Origin of the sequence: Escherichia sp. R1 (assembly GCF_003000935.1) — a bacterium.
In the GTDB taxonomy this organism is placed as follows: Bacteria; Pseudomonadota; Gammaproteobacteria; order Enterobacterales; family Enterobacteriaceae; genus Escherichia; species Escherichia coli.
The window spans coordinates 103,249-125,493 of the sequence record NZ_PSRU01000002.1; the positions used below are offsets into that span (position 1 = coordinate 103,249).

Consider the following 22,245-nt stretch of genomic DNA (forward strand, 5'->3'; position numbering starts at 1 on the left):
TAGTTTAAGGAACACGATGAACGCATTATTAACCAATCCCTTTAAAGAACGTTTACGCAAGGGCGAAGTGCAAATTGGTCTGTGGTTAAGCTCAACGACTGCCTATATGGCAGAAATTGCCGCCACTTCCGGTTATGACTGGTTGCTGATTGACGGGGAGCATGCGCCAAACACCATTCAGGATCTTTATCACCAGCTACAGGCGGTAGCGCCCTATGCCAGCCACCCCGTGATCCGTCCGGTGGAAGGCAGTAAGCCGCTGATTAAACAAGTCCTGGATATTGGCGCGCAAACTCTACTGATCCCGATGGTCGATACTGCCGATCAGGCACGTCAGGTGGTGTCTGCCACGCGCTATCCTCCCTACGGTGAGCGTGGTGTTGGGGCCAGTGTGGCACGGGCTGCACGCTGGGGACGCATTGAGAATTACATGGCGCAAGTCAACGATTCGCTTTGTCTGTTGGTGCAGGTGGAAAGTAAAACAGCACTGGATAATCTGGACGAAATCCTCGATGTCGAAGGGATTGATGGCGTGTTTATTGGACCTGCGGATCTTTCTGCGTCGTTGGGCTACCCGGATAACGCCGGGCACCCGGAAGTGCAGCGAATTATTGAAACCAGCATTCGGCGGATCCGTGCTGCGGGTAAAGCGGCTGGTTTTCTGGCTGTGGCTCCTGATATGGCGCAGCAATGCCTGGCGTGGGGAGCGAACTTTGTCGCTGTTGGCGTTGACACGATGCTCTACAGCGATGCCTTGGATCAACGACTGGCGATGTTTAAATCAGGCAAAAATGGGCCACGCGTAAAAGGTAGTTATTGATATCAAAGGCCCATGGGGATCGGCTGTGGGCCTGTGTTAATTAGTGGTTATTCGCTGCCAGATCGGCTTCGCTTAGCTGAGTGGCCGCGAGCACCTGGTCACGATCAATGCCCTGCTCCAGCATGCGCAAAGCAATTTTAATGGCTTGTTCATGCATGCCTTCCTGCAAACCTTCTAATTTACCTTCTTGCCAGCCTTCAATCTTACCTTCCTGCCAGCCAATTTGATGTCCTTCCTGCCGTAGCCGTTCAGCAATAGTCATCAATCTCTCCTTTTAATGACAGTTCGGAATATCAGCATCAGTGAGTTGGGTTGCCGCCAGCACAATCTCACGTTCAAAGCCCTGCTCCAGCATGCGCAAGGCAATTTTAATCGCTTGTTCATGCAAACCTTCAATTTTACCTTCTTGCCAGCCAATTTGATGTCCTTCCTGCCGTAGCCGTTCAGTAATAGTCATTAATCTCTCCTTTTGTAGTGGTGAACGTTCGGCAATCTCCTGAATAAAGCGGGTGAAACGGGAGGTATCGCCGCATTGCAGCAGATAATTAAACAGTGTTTGTAGCTGACTGTCATTAGTGAAGCCTCTAACCAAAAGCGTGGTGATCCTGTCGACCATACCGATTAAATCGCGGTCGCGAATATGCTTTTGAATCAGTTCCAGCAGAGCTATACGCCGATGTTGCATGATCTCATCGTCAGGTACGATGGTGATATCCACCAACGGAAAAGCTTCGGTGTACAACTGCCGGGCAAGTTGCGGATCGTCAAACTCATCCAGCCAGTTGAGTGAGTACGGGTAGGGCGAGGCTTCGCCATGATAAAACAGCAATGGCACCACCAGCGGAACTCTGTCATAGCCTTTATCCAGGTGACGCTGCATGGCGGCAGTGGCATAGCGCATTAGCCGAAAAGCCATATTCTTTTCTGCAGAGCTTTGATGTTCAATCACGCAGTAGATATAGCCGTCACCCTCGCTGGTTTCCACGGACCACAAAACATCCGAGTAGTAAGCGCGTAAACTTTTTTCAATAAAACTGGTGGGTTCCAGGCGTAAGGTTTGCAGGTTGCAAAGCTTGCGCAGCGGCTCTGGTAGATGTATTTCCAGAAAATCCCGTGCGGTTTCGGGTGTGAACATAAAGGTTTTAAACACCGCATCATGCGGGGAGGAGGTTGTTGATTCGGTCATGGTTGTCCGTCACCTGATATTTATGATGACGCGACATTACGGTTATCCCAGGCCTTTGACATCTGCCAGTTTCAGCCTTTGCGAGACGTTTTCAGAGGAATTTTCACTGCGTTGCAACGCATACATTGGGCACGGAATCGTGTACGCAAAAATGCCCGGTAACAACATGCTTACCGGGCATCAGAAAGGAGTTTAAGCCAGCGCCTGTGCCAGCAGCGTAATCGGATGTTCGCAGCGAAGACTTGTGGACATCTCAATCTGCCATTTACAGGTTTCGCAGTCGGTGACCACCAGATCTGCGCCGCTCTCTTCTATCTGGCGGAACAGTGGTGCGCCGATGGCTTGTGAAGTGGGGTAGTTCTCTTTTTTGAAACCGTAAGTTCCCGCAATACCGCAGCACTGGGAATCCAGCACCGTTAACTCAAGCCCCGGGATTTTACGCAACAGCTCCAGGGTGTAGAGCGTCCAGCCCATTTTTTCCATATGGCACGGAGTGTGATAAACCACTTTCAGCGGCAGCGGTTTCAGCGGTAACGTTTTGCCTTCGTCCAGCTTGCGCCACAGCCAGCGGGTCGCCAGTTCGATATGATCGCGCAAGCCTTTGTTGTCGACATTCAGCACTTCCGGGTATTCGTCGCGCAGGGCAAATGTACACGTTGAGGAGGTGGCAATCACCGGAATGCCTTTTACTCCCACAGCTTCGCGGATCGACTCTACATTCGTAATTGCCTGTTTGCGTGCTTTATCGGTAAAACCGTTGGCGATCAGCGGTACGCCGCAGCATTTTTCTTTGCTGAGCAGTTGTACGCCGGTACCCATCGCGTTGAGCACTTTAATTAAATCTTTGCCTAGCTGCGGATGGTTGTAGTTAACGAAGCAGCCGTGAAAGAAAGCGACCTGGTCTTTATACTGCGCTTGCTGAGCCGCCACGCTGCGATACCAGCGACGGAACGTACCGAAGGAGTATTTCGGTAGCGTGCGACGGTGGTCTATTTTTAACGCTGCATCAAGCAACTGCCGCACCGGTTTCAGCGAGGTAGCGGTGTTGACGATGGGTGCGAACGGCGTGGAAACGCTACCCATCAGGTCGGTATGACTCAACACAAAATTACGCAGCGACGGGCGTGTGGTGTCATATTTCGCCCGCGCGCGCTGGATAATATCGCCAATCTTCACATCGGACGGGCAGGCGACTTCACAACGTTTGCAGTTGATGCAATATTTCAGCGCCTCGTCATACAGTGCGCCATCTTTTAAACGCAGACGCTCGCCATCCGGCCCGGCTTGTTTTGGCCCCGGATAACCCGGATTCACCCGGCTCACCGGGCAGGCGGTGGTGCAGACGGTGCACTTAATGCAGTTTTCGAAGCTGGTGTCATTCATTGTTGGCCTCCTGCGCGTTGGGCAATCTGTTGAGCGGCATGTAAAGCACTGACGGCACAAACACCGCCGCCGCATCCCTGGGCGATGGGATCAAATCCGCCCAGCACCGAACCGATGGCAAACAGGTTCTCAATGGTTTGCCCCGCCTGCGACGGGCGTAGCGCCTCATCAGTGGTTACACCGAACTGCTGCCACGGCTGCGGCGCAAAAAAATCGCCCTTATACCATTCACCCCGCGTAGCGGTTTGTAGCACATCAAGGCCGAGAATCGGCTCGCGAATGCCGTCACGTTCTGCCACCAGTCCGCCGCTAAAGAAACTGCCGCTCGCAAGCACCGCAAATCGTGGGCGCAGCGGGATATCGGCGTGATTGCGCGTCCAGATTTCATTCACTACGCCATTTTTACAGGTCACTTTTTTCACTTCATCGCCCGGCATCCACACGCCGCCCTGGCGCACAAACTGGCGCTGTAACTGGTTTTGCAGACGAATGCCCAGCACGGAAGGCGGCAGCGTTGGCAAAAGCATCAATGAACAAGGTAGTTTTTCATTCAACCAATGCCACAGTTTGTCATCGGCCAGGCCGAAGCAGGCGGGCATCAGGATCATTTCGCAGGTATTGGCGACCGGAATAAGTGCATCAAGTAACAACGGCCAGTTTTCTTCATTATCAAGGAAGCGGGCAATATTCACCGCCCGGAACTCGGTGGCGTTATTGCGCAGCACATCCAGTTCCGGCAGTTCAATTTCAGCGGTTTCAACTTTAAGATCCAATTCGCGCAATGAAGCCGCCGCAAGATGCGCCTGAAAATCCATCAGGCCGCTAATTCCCACTACACATATTTTCTTCGCGGGCAGCGGCCAGACAGGGACTTCTGGCGAACTTAGCCAGGTTGAGCGCAGAGTGCCTAGCGGTGTAATCCGCTGGTGAGCCAGCTCTACGCTGCCCTGCAATTGCGCACCGCTTTCAGCGATTAATGCCTGCGCCTGGCAAGCGAGATCGAGCACGCGTTGTGGCCCGAGAAGAGTGTAAGGATGGGCAGGTGCCTGCTGACGCAAAGATTCCAGTCCACTGTGAATGTCTGTCACCGGTTGACCATCCGGCAGATGGCTCAGCAAATCCAGCGATCCAGATGAGAAATGCAGCGCGCTTTGACCACGAGTGACAATGGCACAGCGCAGGCCGTGTTTTTGCAGTTGCAGGCCACAGAGTAATCCGGCGAGGCCGCCGCCCATAATGACAGTATCAAAGTGCATCTTTCTGCTCCTTCTCCAGACCACACAATCCCTGATAAACCCAGCGGGTAAATTCGCTTTCGCGCAGTGCATCTCCCCAGGCGATGGGTTGCACGCCTTTCCAGCGTTCGTTAAGGAAGGTGGAAAGTTGCTCGATAGATTGCGCGGACGTCGTGACGTTAAAACGTTGCAGCAGTCCGGCAGCGCGGCAGGCGCAGAGCTCGCCCTGGCAGGTGCCCATCCCCACACGGGTACGACGGCGTAAATCCAGCAGGCTATTAACGTTTAAATTTTCTACCGCGTACTGCACTTCACCCGCAGTTACCGCTTCGCACTCACATACCAGGCTACGGTGCAGACGGCCTTCGCTCAGCCAGGCAGGCGTGCGATCGCCATGACGATAAACCGCAGAACCGCGCAGCGGGGCAGGCAGGGAGATGACTTTACGCAAGGTAACTTCAGCGGGTTCCTGTGAACCAGGAAGTGCCAGATCGGCGGTCGTACAGGGGCGCGTGTTTCCCAGTTTGCGGCATACGGCGTCGGTAGCCCATTCCGCCATCAGCCGATAGGTCATCAGTTTGCCACCGGTGATGGTGATAAACCCGTCCAGACCATCGCGTTCAGCATGGTCGAGCAGCACGATGCCACGGCTGACGTTACGCCCGCTCGGATCGTCATCGCTGGCAACCAGCGGGCGTACGCCAGAGTAGGCCCGCAAAATGCGCGTTTTCGCCATCACGGGGGCCAGTTTTTCCCCTTCACGCAGCAGAATATCAACTTCTTCTGCCGTCACTCGATTATCGTCAATCTCGTTGTAATCAATACGTAAAGAGGTGGTGCCAATCAGCGAAATGGTATCGCCAGGCACCAGAATATCGGCGTCGGAAGGTTTGCGGCAGCGGTTGATCACATGCTGATTAATGCGGTGATCCATGATCAGCAGCGATCCTTTCGCCGGGAACATGCGAATGCGCAGATCGGCATATTCGGCAATGTGTTGCCCCCAGATCCCGGCGGCATTAACTACGACAGGCGCATGAAGTGCCTGAATTTCGCCGGTGAGATGGTTACGTACACGAACACCGCACACCGTCGCGCCTTCACGAATCAGCCCCGTGACTTCATGAGCGGTAAGGATAACGGCACCGTGTTCTTTGGCATCCAGCATGTTTGCTGCTGTCAGACGAAATGGATCAACGGTGCCATCCGGAACTTTCACCGCGCCAATCAGTGCCGGGTTAACGGCAGGTTCGATAATGCGCGCTTGCTGCGGCTCAATGGCTTCTGCGTTGATCCCTGCTTCTTCGCAGGCGCGGATAAAAGTGGCCTGGAAGGAGAGGTCATCTTCCGGCAGGGTGATAAACAGGCCGTTGGTTGGTTCTACGCAGTGACGTGCAATGCGTTTCAGAATCTGGTTTTCACTAATACATTCGCGGGCCGATTCCGCATCGGTTACCGCATAGCGCGCACCGCTGTGCAGCAGGCCGTGGTTACGCCCGGTGGCACCGGTTGCGATGTCGTGGCGCTCAACCAAAATCACGCGCAGCCCGCGCAGGGCACAGTCGCGGGCAATCCCGGCTCCCGTTGCGCCGCCGCCAATGATAATCACGTCACTTGATTGCGAGTCGCGAGTTTTCATTGTTATCCCTCTGAAGTTCGTTTTTTACCATTTAGCCATAGTAAAAACATGAATTGTTTGATTTCGCGCATATTCGCTCATAATTCGAAAGTGAAACGTGATTTCATGCGTCATTTTGAACATTTTGTAAATCTTATTTAATAATGTGTGCGGCAATTCACATTTAATTTATGAATGTTTTCTTAACATCGCGGCAACTCAAGAAACGGCAGGTTCTCTCACTGAATCAGGCTGTTAATCATAAATAAGACCACGGGCCACGGAGGCTATCAATGTTGAGTATTTTTAAACCAGCGCCACACAAAGCGCGCTTACCTGCCGCGGAGATCGATCCGACTTATCGTCGATTGCGCTGGCAAATTTTCCTGGGGATATTCTTTGGCTATGCGGCTTACTATTTGGTTCGTAAGAACTTTGCGCTTGCTATGCCTTATCTGGTTGAGCAGGGATTCTCACGCGGTGATTTAGGTTTTGCCCTTTCGGGGATCTCGATTGCTTATGGATTTTCGAAATTCATCATGGGTTCGGTATCGGATCGCTCGAATCCGCGCGTTTTCCTGCCCGCAGGTTTGATTCTGGCGGCGGCAGTGATGTTGTTTATGGGCTTTGTGCCATGGGCGACGTCGAGCATTGCGGTGATGTTTGTACTGTTGTTCCTCTGCGGTTGGTTCCAGGGGATGGGGTGGCCGCCGTGTGGTCGTACTATGGTGCACTGGTGGTCGCAGAAAGAACGTGGCGGCATTGTGTCAGTGTGGAACTGTGCGCACAACGTCGGTGGTGGTATTCCGCCGCTGCTGTTCCTGCTGGGGATGGCCTGGTTCAATGACTGGCATGCGGCGCTCTATATGCCTGCTTTCTGCGCCATTCTGGTGGCATTATTCGCCTTTGCGATGATGCGCGATACCCCGCAATCCTGTGGCTTGCCGCCGATCGAAGAGTACAAAAATGATTATCCGGACGACTATAACGAAAAAGCGGAACAGGAGCTGACGGCGAAGCAAATCTTCATGCAGTACGTACTGCCGAACAAACTGCTGTGGTATATCGCCATCGCCAACGTGTTCGTTTATCTGCTGCGTTACGGCATCCTCGACTGGTCACCGACTTATCTGAAAGAGGTTAAGCATTTCGCGCTAGATAAATCCTCCTGGGCCTACTTCCTTTATGAATATGCAGGTATTCCGGGCACTCTGCTGTGCGGCTGGATGTCGGATAAAGTCTTCCGTGGCAACCGTGGGGCAACCGGCGTTTTCTTTATGACACTGGTGACCATCGCGACTATCGTTTACTGGATGAACCCGGCAGGTAACCCAACCGTCGATATGATTTGTATGATTGTTATCGGCTTCCTGATCTACGGTCCTGTGATGCTGATCGGTCTGCATGCGCTGGAACTGGCACCGAAAAAAGCGGCAGGTACGGCAGCGGGCTTTACCGGGCTGTTTGGTTACCTGGGCGGTTCGGTGGCGGCGAGCGCGATTGTTGGCTACACCGTGGACTTCTTCGGCTGGGATGGCGGCTTTATGGTAATGATTGGCGGCAGCATTCTGGCGGTTATCTTGTTGATTGTTGTGATGATTGGCGAAAAACGTCGCCATGAACAATTACTGCAAGAACGCAACGGAGGCTAATGGCATGAAATTGACGCTGAAAAACCTTAGCATGGCGATCATGATGAGCACTATAGTCATGGGAAGCAGTGCAATGGCGGCGGACAGCAACGAAAAAATAGTCATCGCCCATCGCGGTGCCAGTGGATATTTGCCGGAGCATACGCTGCCAGCAAAAGCGATGGCGTATGCGCAGGGAGCGGATTATCTGGAACAGGATTTGGTGATGACCAAAGACGACAATCTGGTTGTTCTGCATGACCATTACCTCGATCGTGTTACTGATGTTGCCGATCGTTTCCCGGATCGGGCGCGCAAAGACGGTCGTTACTACGCGATAGATTTCACGCTGGATGAAATTAAGTCGTTGAAATTTACCGAAGGTTTCGATATTGAAAACGGTAAAAAAGTGCAGACTTATCCGGGGCGTTTCCCAATGGGTAAGTCCGACTTCCGGGTGCACACCTTTGAAGAAGAGATTGAATTTGTTCAGGGGTTAAATCACTCTACCGGGAAAAATATCGGTATTTATCCAGAAATCAAAGCGCCGTGGTTCCATCATCAGGAAGGGAAGGATATTGCGGCAAAAACGCTGGAAGTGCTGAAGAAATATGGTTACACCGGTAAAGACGATAAAGTTTATTTGCAATGTTTTGATGCTGATGAGCTGAAGCGTATTAAGAATGAGCTGGAACCCAAAATGGGCATGGAGCTCAATCTGGTACAGCTGATTGCCTATACCGACTGGGATGAAACGCAGCAGAAACAGCCGGATGGAAGCTGGGTTAATTACAACTACGACTGGATGTTTAAGCCGGGTGCCATGAAACAGGTGGCGGAATATGCAGATGGTATTGGTCCGGATTACCATATGTTGATTGAGGAGACATCGCAGCCGGGTAATATCAAACTCACTGGCATGGTGCAAGATGCTCAGCAGAATAAACTGGTAGTGCATCCTTATACCGTGCGGTCAGATAAACTGCCTGAATACACTCCTGATGTGAATCAGTTATATGATGCTCTGTATAACAAAGCGGGTGTAAATGGACTGTTTACTGATTTCCCTGATAAGGCAGTAAAATTTCTTAATAAAGAGTAATGTTACTGCAGGATGGCGTTCATGCGCCATCCTGTCTCATATCAAATTTTTCCAATCGCCACTAATTGTTCCATGCACATTTGTAGTAAAAACAGTGGACTGCCTTCTACCGGCTTTTCTTTAGCCAGCAACGAAATCTGTCGATAGAAAGTTGGTTCGAGAGGAACGGAACACAATTCACCTGCAATGCTTTTCAGCGTTAACTCTGGTTGTAAGGCGATGCCTAATCCCTGTCGAATAAAATTCATCGCTGTATCCGCCTGATTAAATTCACATTTTATCTGCTGGGCGCACTATTAGTGGTAGTGGCTGGTGGAATCTATGCGCTGCAAATGAAGGGTAAAAGCGGTGTCAAGCTAGTAGTGGCAAAAGAAATTCATTAATACGACACGTTTCATTAAGATTTTCCTCAGGTAACCACCTATAGTCATTGTCGTTAATAAAAATGACAGGCGATAGGGTATGGCAGTTTCAGCAAAGTACGACGAATTTAATCACTGGTGGGCAACAGAGGGCGACTGGGTTGAAGAGCCTAACTATCGCCGTAATGGTATGAGCGGGGTGCAATGCGTCGAGCGCAACGGCAAAAAGCTGTATGTAAAGCGCATGACGCATCATCTGTTTCATTCCGTACGTTATCCGTTCGGCCGACCAACGATTGTCCGTGAGGTTGCGGTAATTAAAGAACTGGAACGGGCCGGTGTCATCGTGCCGAAGATCGTTTTTGGTGAAGCGGTGAAAATTGAGGGTGAATGGCGAGCGTTGCTGGTGACTGAAGATATGGCGGGGTTCATCAGCATTGCTGACTGGTATGCCCAGCATGCAGTATCGCCTTATTCTGACGAAGTACGGCAAGCCATGTTGAAAGCAGTGGCGCTGGCGTTTAAGAAAATGCATAGCATTAATCGTCAGCATGGCTGTTGTTATGTTCGCCATATCTATGTGAAAACAGAAGGTAATGCAGAAGCTGGTTTTCTTGACCTGGAGAAAAGTCGTCGCCGCTTGCGTCGCGATAAAGCGATTAATCATGACTTCCGCCAGCTGGAAAAATATCTGGAGCCAATCCCCAAAGCGGACTGGGAGCAGGTGAAAGCGTATTACTACGCCATGTAATCGTTGTAGGCCAGATAAGACGCATAAGCGTTGTATCTGGCACTACAACCAATTCACATCTCGATTTCAATATCGCCTTTTGCCCGGCAACAACAGGGCAAAATTTCCCCCGGCTGAATAAAGGCTAACGGTTCGGCAATCCAGTCAACTTGACCTGCAACCAGGCGTGTGCGACAGGAGCCGCAGTAACCTTCGCGACACTGGTACTCAACCGCCACATTGTGGGATTCCAGCGCCGCCAGAAGGGAAGGGTGTTCATCCTGGCACAGCAGTTGTGTGCCAGTGATGCGCAGGGTAACGCGGGCCATCAGAGCTGGAAGTTACTCAAATCGTCGGTGTCCACTTCCGAGTCAATCTGCCCGACCAGATAAGAACTGACTTCCACTTCCTGCGGAGCAACCTGCACGTTATCAGACACCAGCCAAGTGTTGATCCACGGGATCGGGTTGGAGCGCGTCTGGAACGGCAGATCCAAACCGACTGCCTGCATACGGATATTGGTGATGTATTCAACGTACTGGCAGAGAATGTCTTTATTCAGACCAATCATCGAACCGTCGCGGAACAGATAATCCGCCCAGTCTTTCTCCTGTTGAGCTGCCTGAACAAACAGGTCATAGCACTCCTGCTTACACTCTTCGGCAATTTCCGCCATCTCAGGATCGTCCGCGCCGCTGCGCAGCAGATTCAGCATATGCTGGGTGCCGGTCAGGTGCAGGGCTTCGTCGCGGGCAATCAGGCGAATAATTTTGGCGTTGCCTTCCATCAATTCGCGTTCTGCAAATGCGAAGGAACAAGCAAAGCTGACGTAGAAACGAATCGCTTCCAGCGCGTTAACGCTCATCAGGCAGAGATACAGTTTTTTCTTCAGCTCGCGCAGGCTAACGGTCACAGTTTTACCGTTAACGGTGTGGGTACCTTCGCCCAGCAGATGCCAGTAGCTGGTCATTTCGATCAGCTCATCGTAATAGCTGGAGATCCCTTCCGCACGTTTCTGGATCTGCTCGTTGGTGACGATATCGTCAAACACAACAGACGGATCGTTAACGATATTACGAATGATATGAGTATAGGAACGGGAATGAATCGTTTCTGAGAACGCCCAGGTTTCGACCCAGGTTTCCAGTTCCGGAATAGAAATAAGCGGCAATAGCGCCACGTTCGGGCTACGACCCTGAATGGAATCCAGCAGCGTCTGATATTTCAGGTTGCTGATAAAGATGTGTTTTTCGTGCTCCGGCAGCGCCTGGTAATCTATACGGTCGCGGGAGACGTCAACTTCTTCCGGACGCCAGAAGAAAGAGAGCTGCTTTTCGATCAGCTTTTCGAAGATGTCATATTTTTGCTGATCGTAGCGAGCCACGTTGACCGGCTGACCAAAGAACATTGGTTCTTTGAGCTGATCATTTTTCGTCTGTGAAAAGGTGGTATATGCCATGAGTGTGTCCTGTTGGGAGTTTAATGCCGGATAAGGCATTTTACGCCGCATCCTGTGCCTGATGCGACGCTGGCGCGTCTTATCAGGCCTACAAATCCGAGCCGTAGGCCGGATAAGGCGTTCACGCTGCATCCGGCACCCGGAGCCTGATGCGACGCTGGCGCGTCTTATCAGGCCTACAAACCGAGCCGTAGGCCGGATAAGGCGTTTACGCCGCATCCGGCATCTCAATATCAGATCTTACATGCGCCGCTTTCGCAGCCATCGTCCTGGATTGACGGCACCAGATCGTCTTGTGCGTCTTCAGCGCCGTCACGGGTGTTCTGATAATACAGTGTTTTGACCCCGAATTTGTAGGCGGTGAGCAGGTCTTTCAGCAACTGCTGCATCGGCACTTTTCCTGACGGGAAGCGTGACGGATCGTAGTTGGTGTTGGCAGAGATCGACTGATCGATAAATTTCTGCATGATACCCACCAGTTGCAGATAACCATCGTTACCCGGCATTTCCCACAGCAGCTCATAGGCGTCGTGCAGGTGCTCGTAGTCCGGCACCACCTGGCGCAAAATACCGTCTTTCGACGCTTTGATGCTGACGTAACCGCGCGGCGGTTCAATACCGTTAGTGGCGTTAGAGATCTGCGAAGAAGTCTCGGACGGCATCAGAGCAGAAAGCGTGGAGTTACGCAGACCGTGCGTTTTGATTGACTCACGCAGAGCTTCCCAGTCGTAATGCAGCGGCTCATTAGCGATGGTATCCAGATCTTTCTTATAGGTATCGATCGGCAGGATCCCTTTCGCGTAAGTGGTTTCGTTAAACCACGGGCACGCGCCTTGCTCTTTCGCCAGCTCATTAGAGGCTTTCAGCAGGTAATACTGAATGGCTTCGAAGGTTTTATGCGTCAGGTTGTTGGCGCTGCCGTCGGAGTAGCGTTTACCGTGCTTCGCCAGGTAGTAAGCGAAGTTGATCACACCAATACCCAGCGTACGACGACCCATCGCTCCACGTTTGGCGGCCGGGATCGGGTAATCCTGATAATCCAGCAGCGCGTCAAGTGCACGAACCGCCAGAATTGCCAGCTCTTCCAGTTCATCCAGGTTATTAATTGCGCCCAGGTTGAAAGCAGACAGCGTACACAGCGCGATTTCACCGTTCTCGTCGTTGACGTCGTTCAGCGGTTTGGTCGGCAGGGCTATCTCCAGGCACAGGTTAGACTGACGCACTGGCGCGATGGCCGGATCAAACGGGCTATGGGTATTGCAGTGGTCAACGTTCTGAATATAGATACGACCGGTAGACGCACGTTCCTGCATCATCAGCGAGAACAGCTCAACGGCTTTCACACGCTGCTTGCGGATGCTGTCGTCTTTCTCATATTTGGTATACAGACGTTCAAACTCTTCCTGATCGGCGAAGAACGCGTCGTACAGCCCCGGTACGTCGGACGGGCTGAACAGGGTGATATCTTCACCTTTCAGCAGACGGGTATACATCAGTTTGTTGATTTGTACCCCGTAGTCCATATGACGCACGCGGTTGCCTTCCACACCACGGTTGTTTTTCAACACCAGCAGGCTTTCCACTTCCAGATGCCACATCGGGTAGAACAGCGTTGCCGCACCGCCGCGCACACCGCCCTGAGAGCAGGATTTCACCGCTGTCTGGAAATGTTTGTAGAACGGAATGCAGCCGGTATGGAACGCTTCACCACCGCGAATCGGGCTACCCAGCGCACGAATACGCCCGGCGTTGATGCCGATCCCGGCACGCTGGGAAACGTATTTAACAATCGCGCTGGAGGTGGCGTTGATGGAATCCAGGCTGTCACCGCACTCGATCAGTACGCAGGAGCTGAACTGACGAGTCGGGGTACGCACGCCGGACATGATTGGCGTCGGCAGCGAAATTTTAAATGTGGAAACCGCGTCGTAAAAACGCTTCACATATTGCAGGCGCGTTTCACGCGGGTAGTTCGAGAACAAGCACGCGGCAACTAGAATATAAAGGAACTGGGCGCTCTCATAGATTTCGCCGGTCACGCGGTTCTGTACCAGATATTTGCCTTCCAGCTGCTTAACGGCAGCATAAGAGAAGGTCATATCACGGTCGTGATCGATAAAGGTGTCCATCTGCTTGAACTCTTCTTCCGTGTAGTCTTCCAGCAGATGATTATCGTATTTGCCCATCTCGACCATTTTCACCACGTGGTCGTACAGCGCAGGCGGCTCAAACTGGCCGTAGGCTTTTTTACGCAGGTGGAAGATCGCCAGGCGCGCGGCGAGATACTGATAATCCGGCGCATCACGGGAGATCAGGTCTGCGGCAGCCTTGATAATGGTTTCGTGGATGTCAGAGGTCTTGATACCGTCATAAAACTGAATGTGGGAGCGCAGCTCGACCTGGGAAATCGAAACGTTATGCAGTCCTTCTGCCGCCCAATCCAGAACGCGATGGATTTTGTCGAGATTGATGCGCTCTGTGCTACCGTCGCGCTTTGTCACCAGCAGATTCTGATTCATGTATGTCGTACCTGTTTTTGGAATTCTTTCCGCAATAGTTTCATGCAGACTACCTGTAGTACGGGAAGCTGCTTAGAACACTATATATAGGGGGTATGTTTGGGATTCACTGCAAGATAGTGTGAAAATGACCCTCTTGCAAGTGCATAACTTTGTGGATAACTCAGGAAGGAAAAAGTGGCTTTCGCGCACCTTAGGTCAGACAAGGTGTCCGGGAAAGTCAATGGGAAGAGAAAAATTTGTTAAAAATAACTGTTCGGCGATTTCTTGAACGGCATAATAGGTTAGATAAATTGATATAGATGGCTTATTAATCTTTTTGCTAATGATTGCAAAAATTGATCTAAGCACGAGTCATCACATAATCTGATGTATCAGTTGTGGTCAATATATAAGCGAATGTAAGAGATTGTTGATGGCGAAATGGTTGTTTTCTATTCGGTTATTGTTAAATGCTAAGCCATTTTGTTAATTTACCTTATATTATAAGAAAATTATTCATGACTTTAATTTAGTTTAAATATAACTGATATCCCTGAAGGTTATTAACTTGAATTATGACGCACTGATATTATTCATCAAATAATAACAAAATAGCCATTGCACCGGGTTGAACAATTTACAAAAGAAAGATATTCCATATCGTATAATGCGATTAAATACGCCGTCTTATAGAAAATGATGGTTAGATTAATATGCGGATTATCTTTCTACGCAAGGAGTATTTATCTTTACTCCCGTCAATGATTGCATCTCTTTTCTCTGCTAACGGTGTCGCGGCGGTCACTGATTCATGCCAGGGATATGATGTCAAAGCGAGTTGTCAGGCCAGCAGGCAAAGCCTTTCAGGCATTACGCAGGACTGGAGTATCGCTGATGGGCAATGGCTGGTTTTTTCGGATATGACCAATAACGCCAGCGGTGGGGCCGTATTTTTGCAACAAGGAGCGGAATTTTCACTATTACCAGAAAATGAAACTGGAATGACTCTGTTTGCCAATAACACCGTTACAGGAGAATATAATAACGGCGGGGCCATATTTGCTAAAGAAAACTCAACGCTGAATCTTACTGATGTTATTTTTTCCGGTAACGTCGCAGGCGGCTATGGTGGCGCAATCTATTCTTCTGGTACTAACGATACTGGTGCCGTCGATTTACGTGTCACTAACGCCATGTTTCGCAATAACATCGCTAATGATGGCAAAGGTGGCGCAATTTATACCATTAATAATGACGTTTATTTAAGTGATGTTATTTTTGATAACAACCAGGCATATACATCAACAAGTTACAGTGATGGCGATGGCGGGGCAATCGATGTTACCGATAATAATAGCGACAGCAAGCATCCTTCAGGTTATACGATAGTAAATAACACTGCCTTTACAAATAACACTGCCGAAGGTTATGGCGGGGCGATATATACCAATAGCGTGACGGCTCCCTATCTTATTGATATTTCTGTTGATGACAGCTACAGCCAGAACGGAGGCGTGTTAGTCGATGAGAACAATAGCGCAGCAGGCTATGGAGATGGTCCTTCCTCTGCGGCGGGTGGCTTTATGTATCTCGGCTTAAGTGAAGTTACCTTTGATATTGCCGACGGAAAAACGCTGGTTATTGGCAATACAGAGAATGACGGAGCTGTTGACTCTATTGCTGGTACCGGGTTAATCACCAAAACAGGTTCCGGCGATCTGGTACTTAATGCAGATAACAATGACTTTACTGGTGAGATGCAGATTGAAAACGGTGAAGTTACCCTGGGCCGCAGCAACTCCCTGATGAATGTCGGCGATACGCATTGCCAGGACGATCCGCAAGACTGCTACGGTCTGACGATAGGGAGTATTGATCAGTATCAGAATCAGGCTGAGCTAAACGTTGGCTCGACCCAACAAACTTTTGTGCACGCATTGACGGGCTTTCAGAATGGCACTTTAAATATCGATGCTGGTGGCAACGTTACTGTTAATCAGGGCAGTTTTGCTGGCATCATCGAAGGTGCTGGTCAGCTCACCATTGCGCAAAACGGCAGCTACGTGCTGGCAGGGGCGCAGTCGATGGCGCTAACCGGCGATATAGTCGTTGATGATGGTGCGGTGCTTTCGCTGGAAGGCGACGCGGCAGATCTTACCGCTCTCCAGGACGATCCGCAGTCGATCGTGTTAAACGGCGGTGTGCTCGATCTCTCTGATTTCTCCACCTGGCAGAGCGGCACATCATACAACGATGGCCTTGAAGTCAGTGGCAGCAGCGGAACGGTTATCGGCAGTCAGGATGTGGTAGATCTTGCAGGTGGCGACAATTTGCATATCGGCGGCGACGGGAAAGATGGCGTCTACGTGGTGGTCGATGCGAGCGACGGGCAGGTAAGTCTGGCAAACAATAATAGTTATTTGGGCACAACACAAATCGCCTCCGGTACGCTGATGGTGAGCGACAACTCGCAGCTTGGAGATACCCACTATAACCGCCAGGTTATCTTTACCGATAAGCAACAAGAAAGCGTGATGGAGATTACCTCCGACGTTGACACGCGTTCAGATGCGGCAGGCCACGGACGTGATATTGAAATGCGCGCCGACGGTGAAGTGGCAGTTGATGCGGGGGTAGACACGCAGTGGGGCGCACTGATGGCTGACAGCAGCGGGCAGCATCAGGATGAGGGTAGCACATTGACTAAAACGGGGGCTGGTACACTGGAGCTGACCGCCAGCGGTACAACGCAGTCGGCGGTACGTGTCGAAGAAGGCACCCTGAAAGGTGATGTTGCTGATATCCTTCCTTATGCTTCGTCACTGTGGGTTGGTGATGGGGCAACGTTCGTTACTGGCGCGGATCAGGATATTCAGTCAATTGATGCTATTTCCAGCGGCACTATCGACATCAGCGATGGTACGGTTTTGCGCCTGACCGGGCAGGATACTTCCGTCGCCCTTAATGCCTCACTATTTAACGGCGATGGGACGCTGGTGAATGCCACCGATGGTGTGACGTTGACAGGTGAGCTTAATACCAACCTTGAAACTGACAGCCTGACTTATCTTTCCAACGTGACGGTTAATGGCAATCTGACCAATACGTCCGGTGCGGTTAGCCTGCAAAATGGCGTCGCTGGCGATACGCTGACGGTAAACGGTGATTATACCGGCGGCGGTACGCTACTGCTCGATAGCGAATTAAACGGCGATGACTCGGTAAGCGATCAATTGGTGATGAACGGTAATACTGCTGGCAACACAACTGTGGTGGTTAACTCCATTACAGGGATTGGTGAGCCGACATCGACAGGCATTAAAGTGGTTGATTTCGCAGCTGATCCCACGCAGTTTCAAAACAATGCGCAGTTCAGTCTGGCAGGCAGCGGCTACGTCAATATGGGAGCGTATGACTACACGCTGGTGGAAGATAACAACGACTGGTATCTGCGATCGCAAGAAGTAACGCCGCCATCGCCACCTGATCCAGACCCGACTCCCGATCCTGATCCCACGCCGGATCCTGATCCAACACCCGACCCGGAACCTACGCCTGCTTACCAGCCGGTGTTGAATGCCAAAGTTGGCGGTTATCTCAATAACCTGCGGGCGGCAAATCAGGCGTTTATGATGGAGCGACGCGATCACGCAGGTGGCGATGGTCAGACGCTGAATTTACGTGTTATCGGCGGAGATTATCATTACACAGCAGCGGGGCAACTGGCTCAACATGAAGACACTTCTACGGTGCAACTTAGCGGCGATCTGTTTAGCGGGCGCTGGGGCACGGATGGCGAGTGGATGCTTGGGATTGTTGGTGGCTACAGCGATAACCAGGGCGACAGCCGCTCGAATATGACCGGAACTCGCGCCGATAACCAGAACCACGGTTATGCCGTTGGGCTGACATCAAGCTGGTTTCAGCACGGTAATCAGAAGCAAGGGGCCTGGCTAGATAGCTGGCTGCAATACGCGTGGTTTAGCAATGATGTTTCCGAACAAGAAGATGGCACAGATCATTACCACTCGTCGGGGATTATCGCCTCGCTGGAGGCGGGGTATCAGTGGTTACCGGGGCGTGGTGTGGTGATTGAACCGCAGGCGCAGGTGATTTATCAGGGCGTGCAGCAGGATGATTTTACCGCCGCTAACCGTGCGCGCGTGTCACAATCGCAGGGTGATGATATTCAGACGCGGCTGGGTTTACACAGCGAATGGCGTACCGCTGTTCATGTCATACCAACATTAGATCTGAATTATTATCACGATCCCCATTCGACGGAAATTGAAGAGGATGGCAGCACTATCAGTGACGATGCGGTGAAGCAACGGGGTGAAATAAAAGTGGGAGTCACGGGCAATATCAGTCAGCGAGTGTCCCTGCGCGGCAGCGTGGCGTGGCAGAAAGGGAGTGATGATTTTGCCCAGACGGCAGGGTTTTTGTCGATGACGGTGAAATGGTAATCACTGTCTAGTCGGCACGGTTGCCGGATGCGGCGTAAACGCCTTATCCGGCCTACGGGGAGCATTTGTAGGCCTGATAAGACGCGGCAAGCGTCGCATCAGGCATTGGCGCGGCCAAACATCAACCTCACTTATTCTGCGTGTGCAGCATATAGTTCACATCCACGCCGGGGCCGAGTTTAAAAGTATTAGTGATCGGGTTGTAATGCAGCCCAGTGATATGCCGCTCTTTTAAACTGGTCTGATCCACCCAGCCCAGCAATTCTGCCGGTTTAATAAACTTCTTCACATCATGCGTGCCTTTGGGCACCATGCGCAAAATATATTCCGCACCAACCACCGCCATCAGCCATGACTTGCCGTTGCGGTTAAGTGTCGAGAAAAAGACATCGCCGCCTGGTTTCACCAGTTGCGCACAGGCTCTGACCACTGACTGCGGATCGGGGACGTGCTCCAGCATCTCCATGCAGGTCACCACATCATACTGCCCGGCATGTTTTGCCGCGTGCTCTTCCACGGTTTCCTGCACGTAATCCACCTGAATGCCGCTTTCCAGTGCGTGCAGTTTTGCCACCTGCAATGGCTCAAAGCCCATATCCAGACCGGTCACCGTCGCGCCTTCGCGCGCCATACTCTCGGCCAGAATGCCGCCGCCACAACCGACATCGAGCACCTTTTTGCCAAATAAACCGCCAGCACGCTCGGCAATATAGCCCAGACGCAGCGGGTTAATGCGGTGCAGCGGTTTGAACTCACCTTCCAGATCCCACCAGCGGGAGGCGACGGCTTCAAATTTAGCGATCTCTTCGTGGTCTACGTTATGGTTTACCGGCGATTTTTCGGCATTCATTGGCACTTCTACTCCGTAATTGGCAAGACAAACGAGTATATCAGGCATTGGATGTGAATAAAGCGTATAGGTTTACCTCAAACTGCGCGGCTGTGTTATAATTTGCGACCTTTGAATCCGGGATACAGTAGAGGGATAGCGGTTAGATGAGCGACCTTGCGAGAGAAATTACACCGGTCAACATTGAGGAAGAGCTGAAGAGCTCCTATCTGGATTATGCGATGTCGGTCATTGTTGGCCGTGCGCTGCCAGATGTCCGAGATGGCCTGAAGCCGGTACACCGTCGCGTACTTTACGCCATGAACGTACTAGGCAATGACTGGAACAAAGCCTATAAAAAATCTGCCCGTGTCGTTGGTGACGTAATCGGTAAATACCATCCCCATGGTGACTTGGCGGTCTATAACACGATCGTCCGCATGGCGCAGCCATTCTCGCTGCGTTATATGCTGGTAGACGGTCAGGGTAACTTCGGTTCTATCGACGGCGACTCTGCGGCGGCAATGCGTTATACGGAAATCCGTCTGGCGAAAATTGCCCATGAACTGATGGCCGATCTCGAAAAAGAGACGGTCGATTTCGTTGATAACTATGACGGTACGGAAAAAATTCCGGACGTCATGCCAACCAAAATTCCTAACCTGCTGGTGAACGGTTCTTCCGGTATCGCCGTAGGTATGGCAACCAACATCCCGCCGCACAACCTGACGGAAGTCATCAACGGTTGTCTGGCGTATATCGATGATGAAGACATCAGCATTGAAGGGCTGATGGAACACATCCCGGGGCCGGACTTCCCGACGGCGGCAATCATTAACGGTCGTCGCGGTATTGAAGAAGCTTACCGTACCGGTCGCGGCAAGGTATATATCCGCGCCCGTGCCGAAGTAGAAGTTGACGCCAAAACCGGACGTGAAACCATTATCGTCCACGAAATTCCGTATCAGGTAAACAAAGCGCGCCTGATCGAGAAGATTGCGGAACTGGTAAAAGAAAAACGCGTGGAAGGCATCAGCGCGCTGCGTGACGAGTCTGACAAAGACGGTATGCGCATCGTGATTGAAGTGAAACGCGATGCGGTCGGTGAAGTTGTGCTCAACAACCTCTACTCCCAGACCCAGTTGCAGGTTTCTTTCGGTATCAACATGGTGGCATTGCACCATGGTCAGCCGAAGATCATGAACCTGAAAGACATCATCGCGGCGTTTGTTCGTCACCGCCGTGAAGTAGTGACCCGTCGTACTATTTTCGAACTGCGTAAAGCTCGCGATCGTGCTCATATCCTTGAAGCATTAGCCGTGGCGCTGGCGAACATCGACCCGATCATCGAACTGATCCGTCATGCGCCGACGCCTGCAGAAGCGAAAACCGCGCTGGTTGCAAATCCGTGGCAGCTGGGCAACGTTGCTGCGATGCTGGAACGTGCGGGCGACGATGCTGCGCGTCCGGAATGGCTGGAGCCAGAGTTCGGCGTGCGTGATGGTCTGTACTACCTGACCGAACAGCAAGCTCAGGCGATTCTGGATCTGCGTCTGCAGAAACTGACCGGCCTTGAGCACGAAAAACTGCTCGACGAATACAAAGAGCTGCTGGATCAGATTGCGGAACTGTTGCGTATTCTTGGTAGCGCCGATCGTCTGATGGAAGTGATCCGTGAAGAGCTGGAGCTGGTTCGTGAACAGTTCGGTGACAAACGTCGTACCGAAATCACCGCTAACAGCGCCGACATCAACCTGGAAGATCTGATCACCCAGGAAGATGTGGTGGTCACGCTTTCTCACCAGGGTTACGTGAAGTATCAGCCGCTTTCTGAATATGAAGCGCAGCGTCGTGGCGGGAAAGGTAAATCTGCCGCACGTATTAAAGAAGAAGACTTTATCGACCGACTGCTGGTGGCGAACACTCACGACCATATTCTGTGCTTCTCCAGCCGTGGCCGCGTCTATTCGATGAAGGTCTACCAGTTGCCAGAAGCTACTCGTGGCGCGCGTGGTCGTCCGATCGTCAACCTGCTGCCGCTGGAACAGGACGAACGTATCACCGCGATCCTGCCGGTGACCGAGTTTGAAGAAGGCGTGAAAGTCTTCATGGCGACCGCTAACGGTACGGTGAAGAAAACCGTCCTCACCGAGTTCAACCGTCTGCGTACCGCCGGTAAAGTGGCGATCAAACTGGTTGAAGGCGATGAGCTGATCGGCGTTGACCTGACCAGCGGCGAAGACGAAGTAATGCTGTTCTCCGCTGAAGGTAAAGTGGTGCGCTTTAAAGAGTCTTCTGTCCGTGCGATGGGCTGCAACACCACCGGTGTTCGTGGTATTCGTTTAGGCGAAGGCGATAAAGTCGTCTCTCTGATCGTGCCTCGTGGCGATGGCGCAATCCTCACCGCAACGCAGAACGGTTATGGTAAACGTACCGCAGTGGCGGAATACCCAACCAAGTCGCGTGCGACGAAAGGGGTTATCTCCATCAAGGTTACCGAACGTAACGGTTTAGTGGTTGGCGCGGTGCAGGTAGATGACTGCGACCAGATCATGATGATCACCGATGCCGGTACGCTGGTACGTACTCGCGTTTCGGAAATCAGCATCGTAGGCCGTAACACCCAGGGCGTAATCCTTATCCGTACTTCGGAAGATGAAAACGTGGTGGGTCTGCAACGTGTTGCTGAACCGGTTGACGAGGAAGATCTGGATACCATCGACGGCAGTGCCGCGGAAGGGGACGATGAAATCGCTCCGGAAGTGGACGTTGACGACGAGCCAGAAGAAGAATAATTTCATCGCTTCATGCCAAAAGGGAGCCATCTCCCTTTTTTGAATTGAAAAGTCCAGGCTGTAAAGTCTGGGCTTTTGTCGTATTAGGGCGCGGTAAAGTTTGGCTGTGCCCGTAAAAAATGGCTGGC

General features: G+C 51.6%; 16 protein-coding genes and 2 pseudogenes. 8 read left to right on the forward strand and 10 right to left on the reverse strand.

Translation table 11 applies throughout. The features are described from left to right. Window positions 1-16 precede the first annotated feature (16 nt). Window positions 17-820, forward strand: coding sequence for a 2-keto-3-deoxy-L-rhamnonate aldolase (gene yfaU / locus C4F37_RS03275; protein WP_000992976.1), 804 nt, complete (start codon window positions 17-19; stop codon window positions 818-820). 40 nt (window positions 821-860) lie between these two features. On the opposite strand, the gene C4F37_RS03280 is transcribed toward yfaU, so the two are convergent. From C4F37_RS03280 to glpA, 5 genes are all read right to left on the reverse strand, one after another. Beyond that, window positions 861-1,082: a hypothetical protein gene (locus C4F37_RS03280; RefSeq protein WP_000150331.1), complete on the reverse strand. Its 222-nt coding sequence runs from the start codon at window positions 1,080-1,082 to the stop codon at window positions 861-863. A 12-nt stretch (window positions 1,083-1,094) separates the two neighbouring features. Further along, complete coding sequence (locus tag C4F37_RS03285; protein WP_001539153.1) at window positions 1,095-2,006, reverse strand: ISNCY family transposase; 912 nt, start codon at window positions 2,004-2,006, stop codon at window positions 1,095-1,097. A gap of 192 nt (window positions 2,007-2,198) precedes the next feature. Next, a complete protein-coding gene (glpC, locus tag C4F37_RS03290) occupies window positions 2,199-3,389 on the reverse strand; it encodes an anaerobic glycerol-3-phosphate dehydrogenase subunit GlpC (RefSeq protein WP_001000377.1) in 1,191 nt (396 codons plus the stop codon). Beyond that, entirely contained in the window at window positions 3,386-4,645 is a 1,260-nt protein-coding gene (gene glpB / locus C4F37_RS03295) for a glycerol-3-phosphate dehydrogenase subunit GlpB (protein WP_001774000.1), read from the reverse strand. The genes glpC and glpB overlap by 4 nt, the downstream gene beginning before the upstream one ends. Continuing rightward, complete coding sequence (gene glpA, locus C4F37_RS03300) at window positions 4,635-6,263, reverse strand: anaerobic glycerol-3-phosphate dehydrogenase subunit A (RefSeq protein WP_000857227.1); 1,629 nt, start codon at window positions 6,261-6,263, stop codon at window positions 4,635-4,637. The genes glpB and glpA overlap by 11 nt, the downstream gene beginning before the upstream one ends. 272 nt (window positions 6,264-6,535) lie before the next feature. Between glpA and glpT the strand changes: the two genes are divergently transcribed. Together glpT and glpQ are read left to right on the forward strand one after the other, a co-directional pair. Next, window positions 6,536-7,894: a glycerol-3-phosphate transporter gene (gene glpT, locus C4F37_RS03305; protein WP_000948731.1), complete on the forward strand. Its 1,359-nt coding sequence runs from the start codon at window positions 6,536-6,538 to the stop codon at window positions 7,892-7,894. 4 nt (window positions 7,895-7,898) lie between these two features. After that, on the forward strand, window positions 7,899-8,975 hold the full coding sequence (gene glpQ, locus C4F37_RS03310; protein ID WP_001773999.1) for a glycerophosphodiester phosphodiesterase: 1,077 nt from the start codon (window positions 7,899-7,901) through the stop codon (window positions 8,973-8,975). Window positions 8,976-9,016: 41 nt separating this feature from the next. On the opposite strand, the pseudogene C4F37_RS03315 reads toward glpQ, so the two are convergent. Then, window positions 9,017-9,259: pseudogene (locus tag C4F37_RS03315) on the reverse strand (LysR family transcriptional regulator); the annotation flags it as partial. On the opposite strand from C4F37_RS03315, the pseudogene C4F37_RS27700 reads away from it, so the two are divergent. Then, window positions 9,254-9,358 (forward strand): annotated as a pseudogene (locus C4F37_RS27700) (hypothetical protein); the annotation flags it as partial. The pseudogenes C4F37_RS03315 and C4F37_RS27700 overlap by 6 nt on opposite strands. A 79-nt stretch (window positions 9,359-9,437) precedes the next feature. After that, window positions 9,438-10,088, forward strand: coding sequence for a lipopolysaccharide kinase InaA (gene inaA / locus C4F37_RS03320; RefSeq protein WP_000301050.1), 651 nt, complete (start codon window positions 9,438-9,440; stop codon window positions 10,086-10,088). Window positions 10,089-10,141: 53 nt separating this feature from the next. Here the strand turns inward: inaA and yfaE are convergent, their stop codons facing one another. The 3 genes from yfaE to nrdA all read right to left on the reverse strand — a co-directional run bounded on the left by yfaE (window position 10,142) and on the right by nrdA (window position 14,045). After that, window positions 10,142-10,396: a ferredoxin-like diferric-tyrosyl radical cofactor maintenance protein YfaE gene (gene yfaE / locus C4F37_RS03325; RefSeq protein ID WP_000135040.1), complete on the reverse strand. Its 255-nt coding sequence runs from the start codon at window positions 10,394-10,396 to the stop codon at window positions 10,142-10,144. Further along, the gene (nrdB, locus tag C4F37_RS03330; RefSeq protein WP_000332037.1) at window positions 10,396-11,526 is read right to left on the reverse strand and encodes a class Ia ribonucleoside-diphosphate reductase subunit beta; all 1,131 of its coding nucleotides are present in this window, start codon (window positions 11,524-11,526) and stop codon (window positions 10,396-10,398) included. The genes yfaE and nrdB overlap by 1 nt, the downstream gene beginning before the upstream one ends. Window positions 11,527-11,759: 233 nt before the next feature. After that, entirely contained in the window at window positions 11,760-14,045 is a 2,286-nt protein-coding gene (nrdA, locus tag C4F37_RS03335; RefSeq protein WP_001075164.1) for a class 1a ribonucleoside-diphosphate reductase subunit alpha, read from the reverse strand. A 127-nt stretch (window positions 14,046-14,172) separates the two neighbouring features. Here nrdA and ypaB point away from each other — a divergent pair, with 127 nt between their 5' ends. Then, a complete protein-coding gene (gene ypaB, locus C4F37_RS28205; RefSeq protein ID WP_001753443.1) occupies window positions 14,173-14,316 on the forward strand; it encodes a protein YpaB in 144 nt (47 codons plus the stop codon). A 424-nt stretch (window positions 14,317-14,740) separates the two neighbouring features. Beyond that, on the forward strand, window positions 14,741-18,493 hold the full coding sequence (gene yfaL / locus C4F37_RS03345; RefSeq protein WP_001220077.1) for an AIDA-I family autotransporter adhesin YfaL/EhaC: 3,753 nt from the start codon (window positions 14,741-14,743) through the stop codon (window positions 18,491-18,493). A 127-nt stretch (window positions 18,494-18,620) separates the two neighbouring features. Here yfaL and ubiG read toward each other — a convergent pair whose 3' ends face one another. Further along, window positions 18,621-19,343 (reverse strand): bifunctional 2-polyprenyl-6-hydroxyphenol methylase/3-demethylubiquinol 3-O-methyltransferase UbiG, encoded by a 723-nt coding sequence (gene ubiG, locus C4F37_RS03350; protein WP_000990765.1) that lies wholly within the window; start codon window positions 19,341-19,343, stop codon window positions 18,621-18,623. A 146-nt stretch (window positions 19,344-19,489) separates the two neighbouring features. Here ubiG and gyrA point away from each other — a divergent pair, with 146 nt between their 5' ends. Beyond that, window positions 19,490-22,117, forward strand: coding sequence for a DNA topoisomerase (ATP-hydrolyzing) subunit A (gyrA, locus tag C4F37_RS03355; protein ID WP_001773998.1), 2,628 nt, complete (start codon window positions 19,490-19,492; stop codon window positions 22,115-22,117). Window positions 22,118-22,245: the final 128 nt, after the last annotated feature.